The organism is Streptomyces sp. B93, assembly GCF_018070565.1.
GTDB lineage: Bacteria > Actinomycetota > Actinomycetes > Streptomycetales > Streptomycetaceae > Streptomyces.
In genome coordinates, this window is sequence record NZ_JAGPXL010000022.1 from 62,670 (window position 1) to 74,777 (window position 12,108).

Consider the following 12,108-nt stretch of genomic DNA (forward strand, 5'->3'; position numbering starts at 1 on the left):
TGGGGCCTTCTCTGATGACCGTGGTGGACCGACAGGAATGGGACGTCGTCGTGGTGGGCGCGGGCGGCGCCGGGCTGCGCGCGGCGATCGAGGCGCGCGAGCGGGGCGCCCGTACGGCGGTGATCTGCAAGTCCCTGTTCGGCAAGGCGCACACGGTGATGGCGGAGGGCGGCATCGCCGCGGCCATGGCCAACGCCAACGAGCACGACAACTGGCAGGTCCACTTCCGGGACACCCTGCGCGGCGGCAAGTTCCTCAACCAGTGGCGGATGGCCGAGCTGCACGCGCGGGAGGCCCCTGACCGGGTGTGGGAGCTGGAGACCTGGGGCGCCCTGTTCGACCGTACGAAGGACGGCCGGATCTCGCAGCGCAACTTCGGCGGCCACGAGTACCCGCGCCTCGCCCATGTCGGCGACCGCACGGGCCTCGAACTGATCCGCACGCTGCAACAGAAGATCGTCTCCCTCCAGCAGGAGGACCACAGGGAGACCGGTGACTACGAGTCCCGGCTGAAGGTCTTCCAGGAGTGCACGGTCACCCAGGTCCTCAAGGACGGCGAGAAGGTCTCCGGGGTCTTCGCCTACGAGCGGGAGAGCGGCCGTTTCCTCGTCCTTCAGGCGCCCTCCGTGGTGATCGCCACCGGGGGCATCGGCAAGTCCTTCAAGGTCACGTCGAACTCGTGGGAGTACACCGGCGACGGCCACGCGCTGGCGCTGCTCGCGGGCGCGCCCCTGCTGAACATGGAGTTCGTGCAGTTCCACCCGACCGGCATGGTCTGGCCGCCGTCGGTGAAGGGCATCCTGGTCACCGAGTCCGTGCGCGGCGACGGCGGGGTGCTGCGCAACAGCGACGGCAAGCGGTTCATGTTCGACTACATCCCGGACGTCTTCAAGGAGAAGTACGCCGAGACGGAGGACGAGGCCGACCGCTGGTACGACGACCCCGACAACAACCGCCGCCCGCCCGAGCTGCTGCCCCGCGACGAGGTGGCCCGGGCCATCAACACGGAGGTCAAGGAGGGCCGGGGCTCCCCGCACGGCGGCGTCTTCCTGGACGTGTCCACGCGGATGCCCGCCGAGGTGATCAAACGGCGGCTGCCGTCGATGTACCACCAGTTCAAGGAGCTGGCGGACGTCGACATCACCGCGGAGGCGATGGAGGTCGGGCCCACCTGCCACTACGTCATGGGCGGCATCGCCGTCGACTCCGACACCGCAGCCGCGCGCGGGGTGCCGGGGCTGTTCGCGGCCGGAGAGGTCGCGGGCGGCATGCACGGCTCCAACCGGCTCGGCGGGAACTCCCTCTCCGACCTGCTGGTCTTCGGACGGCGGGCGGGCTGGCACGCCGCGCAGTACGCGACGGCCGCCGACCGCGTCCCCGTCGACGAGGCGCAGATCGACGCGGCGGCGGCGGAGGCGCTGCGCCCCTTCTCCGCACAGGCCACGACCGACGAGCGGCCCACGGAGAACCCGTACGCCCTCCACCAGGAACTCCAGCAGGCCATGAACGACCTGGTGGGCATCATCCGCCGGGAGGCGGAGATGGAGCAGGCCCTGCGGAAACTGGCGGAGCTGCGCGAACGCGCCCGCCGGGCCGGGGTGGAGGGCCACCGCCAGTTCAACCCGGGCTGGCACCTCGCCCTCGACCTGCGGAACATGCTGCTGGTCAGCGAGTGCGTGGCGCGGGCCGCGCTGGAGCGCACCGAGTCGCGCGGCGGCCACACCCGCGAGGACCACCCGGCCATGGACCGCGCCTGGCGGCGCCTGAACCTGCTGTGCACGCTGACCGACGGCACCGGCGGTGCCGCCATCGCCCTCACCCGCGAGACCACCGAACCCATCCGCCCCGACCTGCTCGCCCTGTTCGACAAGGAGGAGCTGGTCAAGTACCTCGCCGAAGAGGAGCTGTACGAATGAGCGGCTACGACGCCCACTTCAAGGTGTGGCGGGGTGACACGGAGGGCGGCGGCCTGGAGGACTTCAAGGTGGAGGTGAACGACGGCGAGGTCGTCCTCGACATCATCCACCGCATCCAGGCCACCGCGGCGCCCGATCTGGCGGTGCGCTGGAACTGTAAGGCGGGCAAGTGCGGTTCGTGCTCGGCGGAGATCAACGGGCGGCCCCGGCTGATGTGCATGACCCGGATGTCGGTGTTCGGCCGCGACGAGACGATCACCGTGACCCCGCTGCGCGCCTTCCCGGTCATCCGTGACCTGGTGACGGACGTCGGCTTCAACTACGCCAAGGCGCGCGAGGTCCCCTCCTTCGTGCCGCCCGCGGACCTCGGTCCCGGCGAGTACCGCATGATGCAGGAGGACGTGGACCGCTCGCAGGAGTTCCGCAAGTGCATCGAGTGCTTCCTGTGCCAGGACACCTGCCATGTGGTCCGGGACCACGAGGAGAACAAGAAGGCCTTCGCAGGCCCCCGCTTCCTGATGCGCGTCGCCGAACTCGACATGCACCCGCTGGACGCCGCCGAGGAGTCCGGCCTGGACCGCAAGACCACCGCGCAGGACGAGCACGGCCTGGGCTACTGCAACATCACCAAGTGCTGCACGGAGGTCTGCCCCGAAGGCATCAAGATCACCGACAACGCCCTGATCCCGCTGAAGGAACGGGCCGTGGACCGCAAGTACGACCCCCTGGTCTGGCTGGGTTCGAAGATCAGGCGCCGCCGCGCCGACTGAGTACCGCACCGTCGGTCACCGTCCCGGTCGCGGCCCGCGTTTGCTGGTCATACGCTCCCAGATGTGACGCCATCCTTGATCCGGGGCCCGACGCGGCGGGGGAAGGGCCAGATAGCCGCGCGCATCGCTCAGGGGGTGCTCGGGGGCGGCATCGCGGTGCTGTGGCTCTGTCTGGTGCTGCCGAGGGTGGCACCGCGTGCCGGGGAGCCGGCCGCGGGGGCCGCCGCGCAGGACGAGGGCGGGACGTGGACCGCTGACCTGGTGCTGCCGCTGGTCGCGGCGGTGGCGGTGATCGCGCTGGCGGCCTACGGGTACGTACGGCGGAACCGGCGTGCCGCCACCCGGACCACGCCCGGCGGGACGGGGGCCGTCGGCTCGGTCGGCGCGCCGCTCACCGAACCCGACACCCAGGCGTGCGCGGCGCTGGTCGAGGCGGACGACTGTCTGCGCGCCAGCCGCGTGGAACTCGGCTTCGCGCGGGCCCGCTTCGACGCGTCCGGCCTCGCACCGTACGAGCGGGCCGTGGGGGCCGCCGGCACCGAGCTGCGGGCCGCGTTCGCGATCCGGCAGCGCTACGACGGCGGCGTACCGGAGGACCAGGCCGCGCGGCGGCAGGCGCTGGCCGGGATCGTCGGGCGGTGCGCGGAGGCGGGGCGGCGGCTGGACGCGGAGGCGCCGGGGCTGGAGCGGCTGCGGGAGGCGGACCGGGGGACGAGTGAGGCGCTGGAGGTGGCGGAAGGGCGCTTCCGGGAGCTGGCCGGGCGGACCACGGGCCTTGAGGCGGTGCTCGGCGACCTGCGGGAGCGGTACGCGCCCCTCGCGTCCGCCTCCGTCACCGGGTGTCCCGAACAGGCCAAGGACCGGCTGGTGTTCGCGACGATGCGGCTCAACGAGGCCCGGCAGAGCGTCGACCTGGGCGAACCGGAGCGTGCCGCCGGGCAGCTGCGCGCCGCCGAGGGCGCGATCGCGCAGGCCGCCGTCCTGGTCGCCGCTGTGGAGCGGCTCGGCGAGGAGCTGGCCGCCGCCGACCGGCTGGTTCCGGCCGCGCTGACCGGGGCGGAGGCGGAGGTCGCGGGCGCGCGGGAGCGGGTGGCGGCGGGCGTCGCGGAGGTGCCCGTGGGTGAGCTGCGGGCCCGGATCCGGCACGCGGACACGGTTCTGGGCACCGTACGCGAGGAGTTGACGGCCAGGCGGCCGTACGATCCGCTCGACCTGCTGCGGCGGATCGCGCGGGCCGTGCTGCCGCTGGCGGACGGGCGGGCCGGGGTGGTGGAGGCGGCCGCCGTGCTGGTGGCGCGGCACACCACCGCCGCCGCCGACGACTTCGTGGCGACGCACCTGGGCGGGGTGGGCGCCGAGGCGCGCACCCGGCTGGCCGAGGCCGTCCGGCTGCTGGCGCCCGGCCCGGAGCGCGACCCCCGGGCCGCCGACGAACTGGCCCGGCAGGCCCGGCACCTCGCCGAACAGGACGTACGCGTGCAGGGCAGCCCGTACGCGGAGGCCGCCGGGCCGGTCACGGGGTTCGGCGGGCCGCGCACCCGCGACCGCCGCGCCCCGGCCTGACCCATGACCGGATCAGAACGGCCAGACCCACGACAGGATCAGTACGGCCTGTTCAGAACAGGCTCAGCAAGGCCTCCGCGGGGTCGGCGAGGGTGTTCTCGCCGTCCGGCAGCGGCAGTTCGAACCACACCGTCTTGCCGCGCGGGGTGCGCCGGGAGCCCCAGGCTGCGGAGAGCAGGCCGACCAGTTGCAGACCCCGGCCGCCCTCGTCGGTGTCGCGGGCGCGGCGGCGGCGCGGCTGGACGAGTCCGGCGTCCCAGACCTCGCAGACCAGGGTGCGGTCCAGCAGCAGCCGGAGCCTTATCTCGCCCTCGCCGTACCGGAGGGCGTTGGTCACCAGCTCACTGACCAGCAGTTCCGTGGTGTCGACCAGGGGTTCGAGGTCCCAGCTGAGCAGCTGGCCGCGGGCGTACTCGCGGGCCCGGCCCACACTGCGCGGCTCACGCGGCAGGGTCCAGTCGCCGACGGACTCGGCGGGCAGTCCCTGCACCCGGGCCATCAGCAGGGCGATGTCGTCCTCGCCGTGGTGGGTGTCGAGGGTGTTGAGGACGTGGTCGCAGACGTCCTCCAGGGGGCGCGCGGGGTCGGTGAGCGCGCCGACGAACGCCTGCAAGCCCTCGTCGAGGGGGTGGTCGCGGCTCTCGACCAGACCGTCGGTGTAGAGGGCGAGCAGGGCGCCCTCGGGCAGTTCGACCTCCACCTCCTCGAACGGCTCCCCGCCGACGCCGAGCGGCATGCCCGGCGGTACGTCGAGCATCAGCGCCGCCTCGCCGGGCTCGACCAGGACGGGCGGCAGATGACCGGCGTTGGCGAAGGTGCAGCGCCGGGTGACGGAGTCGTAGACGGCGTAGACGCAGGTCGCGAGGTAGACCTCGGACAGGTCGGCCTCGCGGGGGCGGCGGGCGGCGCGGGTGGCCTGCTGGATGCCCCCCGCGGGCCCGAAGGCCTGCGCGGGGCCGCCGGGGGTGCCCAGGCCCCGGGCGATCTCGTCCAACTGGGAGAGCACCTCGGCCGGTTCCAGGTCGAGCTGGGCCAGGGTCCGTACCGCCGTGCGGAGTTCGCCCATGGCGACGGCGGCGCGCAGACCGCGTCCCATCACGTCCCCGACGACCAGCGCGGTGCGGTGGCCCGGCAGTTCGATGACGTCGAACCAGTCGCCGCCGACCTCGCTCGGCCGTCCGGTGGCGACGTTGCCGGGCAGGTAGCGGCAGGCGATGTCCAGTCCGGAGGCGACCGGGTCGCCGGGCGGGAGCAGGGACCGTTGCAGTATCAGGGCGCGTTCGTGCTCGCGCCGGTAGAGGCGGGCGTTGTCGATGCAGACCGCCGCCCGCGCCGCCAGCTCCACGGCGAGGTCGCGGTCCCGGTCCCCGAACGGCTCGCTGCCCTTCGTACGGGCGAACTGCGCGAGTCCTACGACGGTGTCGTGGGCGACCATCGGCACCGCGAGGGTGGACTGGACCAGGCCGCCCTCCTCGGCGGCGACCCTGCGTGGCCGTGCGGTGCGCAGGGCGTCCGCGCAGGGCGAGTTGAAGGGGTAGTGGTGGACGGCGCCGACGGAGACGGGCTGGCCGGTGCCGGAGAAGGGGGCGTCGGAGACGGCGCTGGCGAAGGCGACCCGGCGCAATTCGGCGCTGCCGTCGGGGAGGCCCGGCGGGGTCTCGTCGCCGACCAGCAGGCCCTGGTAGAGGTCGACGGTGGCGAGGTCGCAGAAGCCGGGGACGACCACGTCGAGGAGTTCGCGGGCGGTGGTCTCCAGGTCGAGGGAGTTGCCGATGCGGGCGCCGGCCTCGTTGAGGAGGGCGAGGTTGCGCCGGGCGGCGGCTGCCTCGCGGGCGGCGGCGCGGCGGGCGGTGATGTCGGTGCCCAGCCAGGCGATGCCGATGGGGCGTCCGCTGCCGCTGTGCACGCGGTAGAGGTTGACCGACCAGTGGCGGCGGTCCTCGGAGCCGGGCACGAAGCCCGTGATGTGCATGTCGGTGATGGACTCGCCGGTCTCCAGCACCCGGCGCAGGGTGGCCGAAACCCGCTCGGCCTCGCCGCGCGGCAGATAGTCGTGGACGCCCTTGCCGCGGTGGTCGTCGGGGGTGCCGCCGAAGATGGACGCGAACCGCTCGTTGGCGCGGCGCACCCGCAACTCGGCGTCGATCAGCAGGAAACCGAAGGGGGATTGGCCGAAAATCGCCTGCGAGGCGGCGAGGTCGGTCTCGATGCTGCGCAGCACCCGGACATCGACGACGATGCAGACGGCGGCCTTCTCCCCGCCCTCCGCCCGGGTCGGCATCACATAGACCTCGGCGAGCCCGTCGGCGCCGCGCCCGCCGTCCACGGGGTCCGGCAGCCGGACGGGGACGACTCCGGTCCACTCCCGCCCGTCGAGGATCTCGGCCATCTTCCGCTGCCCCTCGGCACGGCGGTCGGGGTCGATGAACGCCTCGATGGGGTCAAGGCCGACGGCACGGTCGGCGGGGATGCCGAAGAGCTGCTCGGCGCGGGCGCTCCACTGCTCGATCAGCCCGTCGGGGCCGATGGAGAAGGAGGCCACCTTGATGTAGTCGTAGATGGAGCCGGGCGGGCTGCTCTGCCACATCGCGTCACCGGGCGGCGCGCCCTCCGGCACCCCCGCGGCCAACGACCGCACGGCGTCGGAGACGTCGGCGGTCCGGACAACCCGGGTCCTCGACGCGTCGGGGCCGGGGACACCGGGGCCGGCGTCGGGGTCGGCCGGAGCACCGGCGGACCCGGCTGCGGCAGCCTCCGCGGCCCCGTCGTCCCTCGCGCCGTCCGACGGGTCCTCGGACTCCGTGGCCTTCGCTGGTATCTCGCTCACGCGAACCGTCCCCTCCAGCTCACCGCATCCGGCACCGGTCACCGGAGGCGGCTGCCCGCAGTATCCAGCACTACGGCGCCGCACGACACGGTGTTCACGATCACAGCACGGTCCTGGTGGCTTTCGGACCGGGCGGTGACAACACTCCCAGTCTTCTAACCAGCGGACACGCCCTCGAATCACGCCCGTCGACAACGCGTACCCGCAAGATCCGGCCGGGCCCGTTCACCGGGGCATCTCGGGCTCCTTGGGCACCGCCAGTTCGAACCAGACCGTCTTGCCGGTCTCCCCGGGCCGGGTGCCCCAACGACGCGTGGTGGATGCCAGCAGTTGCAGCCCGCGTCCGCTCTCGTCCTCGGGCCGGGCGGCGCGTTCTCGGGGCGGGTCGGGAACTGGGTCGGAGACCTCCACGAGCAGCGTCCCGTCGCTCGGTCCGGGGCGCACCAGGCGTACCCCGATGGGGCCGGTGGCGTGCCGCAGCGCGTTGGTGACCAGTTCGCTCACCAGCAGGGCGGCGAGGTCGCCGACATGGTCCAGGCCCCAGCCGCGCAGTTGGCGGCGGACCAGGCCGCGGGCGGCGCGCACCGCTCCGGGGTCCGCGGGGAACGTCCATTCGGCGTGGCCACCGGTGGTGTCCATCACGCCCATCACTTCCCAGCGGATGAGCCCGCCCCCACCCCCATGTCCGGTTTCATGGGGTTAATGGGCCCATACCCGATATCCGGGGCGCGCTATCGCTCCGGAGGGCTCGCCATCGCGCCGGGAGAGCCCGGCTGCCGCTCGGATGGGTGCGGCGTCAGGCCGGTGCGGGCCAGGGTCGCGCGGACCGCGGGGACGTCCTGGTCGAGCCAGTCGACGTCCCAGATCTCGGCGGGGGAGAGCCAGCGCAGTGCGTCATGGTCCTGGAGCGGCCGGGGCGCGTCGCTGCCGGGGCTCAGCCGGGCGGTCCAGACCCGCAGGACGTACGGCGGTCTCAGCGGCCACTCTCCCGGGACCGGCTCGCCGGGCTCGGCGTCGACGCCGAGTTCCTCACGGAGTTCACGGACCAGGGCGGCCTCGGGGGTCTCGCCGGGTTCGACCTTGCCGCCGGGCAGTTCCCAGCGCCCGGCCAGCTCGGGGGGCGCACTGCGGCGCGCGGCGAGCAGCCGGCCGCCGTCGGCGTCGAGGAGGGCGGCTCCCACGACCACGATCCGTTCACTCATGCGCCGGAGCCTACGGGAGGGTGCGCCGCCTCCTGCTCAGTCCTGGTCGGCGGGGGCTCCCTGGCCGATGCGTTCGACCCAGTAGAGCTGCTTGGGTCCGCGGCTGTCGAGGCTGTCGGCGATCTTCTGCGCCTCGGCACGGGTGGCGTACCTGCCGACGCGGTAGCGATTGCCGTTGTCGTCCTGCCGTATGACGAGCCAGGGGAGAGTGACCGTGCTGTCGTTCATCGCGCCCCTCCACTTCCCGTCCGCGGCCGGTGCCGGGCCCCACCCTCTAAGGAAACCGCAATCCGCATATGCCCGAGCGTACGCCTTACCTTCACGGAGCGAATACGGCTTTTCACAAAGAGGTACGCAACCGGCCACGCCCCAGGGGGCGCACAGCGCCGAACGCGCCGCCCGCCCGGCCCGGCGCATCCGGTCAGCGGCATGCCGTGCCGTTTCCGGCGCGTCCCGGGCGACCTGCGAGAACGACCGGATTCCAGCGCCGCGCACGCCGTCTCGGGACGGGCCGGTGCCGGGGGCAACTGCCGCCCGGGCGTGCACGCCCCATGCGCCGCTCTGTGCGCTACATCACTGCGCCGTACGCCGTACGGGCCGCGGCGGCGGGCTACTTCACGGGCAGGTGGTACGCGACCCGGTAGCGGTCCGCCGGAATGACCACGTCCGCCGTCTCCACGGGGCGGCCGGACGCGTAGAAGGTGCGCTGCACGACCAGGACGACATGGCCGGGGACACCGCCGAGGGCGTGCAGTTCCTCGGCGAGGCCGGGGCGGGCACCCACCTCCTCGGTGACGTTGTCCACGACGACATCGATGGCGGCCATGCGCTCGACCACGCCCATGCCGCCGAGCGGGCCCTCCTCGGGGAGCATCACGGGGGTGCGGCCGGTGAGGGCGAGCGGCTCCCAGGAGGTGGAGAGCATCATCGCCTCACCGCCCTCCCGGAAGACGTACCGCGTGCACATCACGCGCTCGCCGGTGCGGATGCCGAGCCGCTCGGCGATGGCGCCGCTGGCCTCGGTCTGCTCGCTGCTGGACTCCCAGGTGCCCCGGGACGCGGCGTCCGCCTGCTCCTGGCGGTACGGGGTGGCGCCGCCGGACGGGCGGTATCCGGAGCGGGAGATCTGCCGGGGCACGGGCCGCTCGCGGACGTAGGTCCCGGAGCCGGAGCGGCCCTCGACCAGCCCCTCGGCCATCAGCACCTTGCGCGCCTCCAGGGCCACGGTGTCCGAGACGCCGTACTCCTCGCGGATCCGGGCCTGGGAGGGGAGGCGGGTGTGCGGTGGCAGCAGACCGTCGACGATCTTCCTGCGGAGATCACCCGCGACACGCAGGTACGCCGGCTGCTCACCGAATGTCACTGGCCGCTCCCATCAGGTTGTACAGACAGCCACAGCGTGGCAACCCTGGGTTGGAGCGTGCAAGCAAGGGCCAGGGAATCACCCGATGTGATGACGTGCGGGTCGGGCGGGTTTCAGGCGTCCTCCGTCGCGTCCTCCGCGCCCTCGTCGTAGTCGTAGGCCGGAGGTGACGTGTCCAGACCAAGAGCTTCGCGGGCGGTGACGGTCGCCTCGCTGTCGTAGAACCCGTACGCGTTGTCGTAGTGCTCGTAGAAGGTGTCCACGTCCTTCGCGTCCGCCGCCTCGCGCCAGTCCTCCACGGCGGCCTCCAGTTCCCTCACCAGCTCCGCGAGGGGCCGCTCGGCGTCGGGCCCCCAGGTGTGCGCGCGCAGGACGCCGGTCTGCTCGTCGAGCACCGCGTGCACCTCGTCGGCCCACTCCCGGTTCCCCGGCAGGTCGTCCTCCGGGTAGGCCTCGGGCTCGGTGTCCAGCACCGCGTCGATCTCGCGGACCGCCTCCAGGTAGGCGAGCTGGTCGGCGTCCATGGCGGTGCCGTCGTTGCGCAGCGAGCCGGTGAGGCTGCCGCGCTCGTCCGTGTTGCCGAAGACGCAGGTGATCTCCCGGTCGCCGAGCCGCCAGCTCTGCGAGGTGGGCGAGAGGTAGTACACGTCGACGTGGTCGGGGACGGCCCACAGGTCCAGGGCGTAGTCCCCGAGCAGGGCGTAGCACTTCTCGTCGGCGATCTCCGTGACCCGGTCGTCCCCGGGGTAGCCGCCGTCCGGCAGCGCGACCGTGGCGAACACCTCGCCGTCGTGTTCGCCGGAGCAGGGCACCTTGTCGACGTCGTAGGTCACCCCCTGGAGGGACCCCGAGGGCGTGTCGAAGCAGTCGCCCTTGTCCAGGGAGAAGGCCGCGTTTCCCTCCCGCGCGCCCTCCTTGAACCCCTCCCAGAAGGCGGCGGCGCCGCCCGTGGCCAGCATCAGCGCCCACAGCGCCACACCGGCCGACGACAGCGCGGCCCCGGTGATCGCCAGCGCCTTGCCCCGCTGTCCCTTCCGCTTGATCTGCACCAGCGCGATCACGCCGAGCACCAGCCCGACGGCGGGCAGGAAGCAGAACACGCCCAGCACCAGCGCCGCGATGGCGACACCGTTGACGGGCGGCTGCGGCACGGGCGCGTACGGGTAGCCGTACCCGTAACCGTGCGGCGGCGGCCAGGGCGCCTGCTGCTGCGGGAACGGCGGCGGCGCGTACGGACCCTGCGGCGCGTACGGACCCTGCGGCGGCGGAGCCTGGTACTGGCCCTGCGGGTCCGGTGGCTGTGCGGGCCCGGGGGGCGGAGGAATGGACACGAGTACCGTGCTCCCGGTTGTGACGGCGGCTGAGCGGCGCGCGACGGGCGTACGCGGCTGGGCGCATGGTAAGCGGACGGGCGCCGGCGGCCGTGAGGGCCCCCATTGATGCAGGGCGTAAACGCCGGACAGCGCGCGGCGCAGGGAAGGTCTGGGAGGTGACCTGGCTGACGGCTCGCTCGGCCGCGGCAAGGAGGCCCGCTTTTGTGCCGAGGCGAAGGGCATGCCTGTCGCGCGGTGAAGGGACGGCGACCAGCAAACGAGCCTGCCGCTGCGTCCCGGTGCCCCGTAGTCGACGAATTGGCCGTGATCATCCCCGCATTCCCCGTACGCTACGAATGAGCGGTCGCCCCTGCCCACGCCGCGCCGTCGCGCCCCCTCGGAGTCACAGGGGCCCGAAGACCTCACACGGGATGCCATGTCTGCTGCCACACCAAGTGCCCCCTGCCGCGTTGTCGTCAGCTACGCGCGCGAGGACGAGCCGCACCGCAGGACGTTCCGGAAGCACGTCGCCGACATCGAGCGCGGTGGCGTCGAGTTCTTCGACGACCGGGACATTCCCGTGGGCGTCCCCTGGCAGCCCGTCCTCTTCGGTGCCCTGGAGCGGGCCGACATCGTGGTCCTGCTGCTCACCGCGGACTACGTGGCCTCCGACTTCTGCATGGAGGAGGAACTCGGCACGGCCATGCGGCGGTGGGAGGCCGGAGGTTGCCGACTGTTCCCCATCCATGTGGCGCCGTTCGTCCTGACGAACGGCTCTCCGCTCGGAAGGCTCCAGCGGATTCCCAGCGAAAAGCCCATCACGGGGTATGGAAGCGCGGCGGCGCGGGAGTGGCGAAGGGTCACTCAGGAGTTGCGAAAGCTGATCGAGGACGTGCAGGGCGCCATCGGTGGGCGCCCGGCGGCGACACCCCCTGTGGCGGGTACGGCGGCGAGGCACCCGCAGGACACGTCCGCCACCGTGACCAACAACGTCATCGGCAACTCGGTCGGCACCTCGACGGTGATCGGTGAAGTGCGGGGGACCAACGTGACGTTCAATCTGCCCCAGCCTCCCCCTGCCTCCGGGCCCCGTGGTCCGAGGCGCTCGCGGTAACCGGCGGACCCGGCGCCCGCCGGAGAGGTACAGGTAGGTC

General features: G+C 72.9%; 10 protein-coding genes. 4 read left to right on the forward strand and 6 right to left on the reverse strand.

Annotated features, from left to right (window positions below; all coding sequences use genetic code 11):
• Positions 1-14 precede the first annotated feature (14 nt).
• The 3 genes from KBY47_RS21595 (at position 15) to KBY47_RS21605 (ending at position 4,249) form a co-directional block, all read left to right on the forward strand.
• The gene (locus KBY47_RS21595; protein WP_210923143.1) at positions 15-1,916 is read left to right on the forward strand and encodes a fumarate reductase/succinate dehydrogenase flavoprotein subunit; all 1,902 of its coding nucleotides are present in this window, start codon (positions 15-17) and stop codon (positions 1,914-1,916) included.
• Positions 1,913-2,686, forward strand: coding sequence for a succinate dehydrogenase/fumarate reductase iron-sulfur subunit (locus KBY47_RS21600; RefSeq protein ID WP_210923145.1), 774 nt, complete (start codon positions 1,913-1,915; stop codon positions 2,684-2,686). The genes KBY47_RS21595 and KBY47_RS21600 overlap by 4 nt, the downstream gene beginning before the upstream one ends.
• 63 nt (positions 2,687-2,749) lie before the next feature.
• Positions 2,750-4,249 (forward strand): hypothetical protein, encoded by a 1,500-nt coding sequence (locus KBY47_RS21605; protein ID WP_308405225.1) that lies wholly within the window; start codon positions 2,750-2,752, stop codon positions 4,247-4,249.
• Positions 4,250-4,301: 52 nt separating this feature from the next.
• Here the strand turns inward: KBY47_RS21605 and KBY47_RS21610 are convergent, their stop codons facing one another.
• The 6 genes from KBY47_RS21610 to KBY47_RS21635 all read right to left on the reverse strand — a co-directional run bounded on the left by KBY47_RS21610 (position 4,302) and on the right by KBY47_RS21635 (position 10,972).
• Entirely contained in the window at positions 4,302-7,076 is a 2,775-nt protein-coding gene (locus tag KBY47_RS21610) for a SpoIIE family protein phosphatase (protein ID WP_210923147.1), read from the reverse strand.
• Between the two features lie 225 nt (positions 7,077-7,301).
• Positions 7,302-7,724 (reverse strand): ATP-binding protein, encoded by a 423-nt coding sequence (locus KBY47_RS21615; protein WP_210923149.1) that lies wholly within the window; start codon positions 7,722-7,724, stop codon positions 7,302-7,304.
• Between the two features lie 83 nt (positions 7,725-7,807).
• On the reverse strand, positions 7,808-8,278 hold the full coding sequence (locus KBY47_RS21620) for a (deoxy)nucleoside triphosphate pyrophosphohydrolase (protein WP_210923152.1): 471 nt from the start codon (positions 8,276-8,278) through the stop codon (positions 7,808-7,810).
• A 36-nt stretch (positions 8,279-8,314) separates the two neighbouring features.
• Positions 8,315-8,506, reverse strand: a complete 192-nt coding sequence (locus KBY47_RS21625) for an SPOR domain-containing protein (protein WP_210923154.1) — start codon at positions 8,504-8,506, stop codon at positions 8,315-8,317.
• Positions 8,507-8,888: 382 nt separating this feature from the next.
• Positions 8,889-9,641 (reverse strand): GntR family transcriptional regulator, encoded by a 753-nt coding sequence (locus tag KBY47_RS21630; protein WP_210923156.1) that lies wholly within the window; start codon positions 9,639-9,641, stop codon positions 8,889-8,891.
• Positions 9,642-9,754: 113 nt separating this feature from the next.
• Entirely contained in the window at positions 9,755-10,972 is a 1,218-nt protein-coding gene (locus tag KBY47_RS21635) for a DUF4190 domain-containing protein (protein ID WP_210923158.1), read from the reverse strand.
• 418 nt (positions 10,973-11,390) lie between these two features.
• Between KBY47_RS21635 and KBY47_RS21640 the strand changes: the two genes are divergently transcribed.
• Positions 11,391-12,068 (forward strand): toll/interleukin-1 receptor domain-containing protein, encoded by a 678-nt coding sequence (locus KBY47_RS21640; protein WP_210923160.1) that lies wholly within the window; start codon positions 11,391-11,393, stop codon positions 12,066-12,068.
• Positions 12,069-12,108 lie beyond the last annotated feature (40 nt).

Bases quoted from the DNA above. Each gene is read 5' to 3' on its own strand.
- KBY47_RS21595 (WP_210923143.1), top strand. From the start codon at position 15: ATGACCGTGGTGGACCGACAGGAATGGGACGTCGTCGTGGTGGGCGCG.
- KBY47_RS21600 (WP_210923145.1), top strand. From the start codon at position 1,913: ATGAGCGGCTACGACGCCCACTTCAAGGTGTGGCGGGGTGACACGGAG.
- KBY47_RS21615 (WP_210923149.1), bottom strand. From the start codon at position 7,724: ATGGGCGTGATGGACACCACCGGTGGCCACGCCGAATGGACGTTCCCC.
- KBY47_RS21620 (WP_210923152.1), bottom strand. From the start codon at position 8,278: ATGAGTGAACGGATCGTGGTCGTGGGAGCCGCCCTCCTCGACGCCGAC.
- KBY47_RS21625 (WP_210923154.1), bottom strand. From the start codon at position 8,506: ATGAACGACAGCACGGTCACTCTCCCCTGGCTCGTCATACGGCAGGAC.
- KBY47_RS21640 (WP_210923160.1), top strand. From the start codon at position 11,391: ATGTCTGCTGCCACACCAAGTGCCCCCTGCCGCGTTGTCGTCAGCTAC.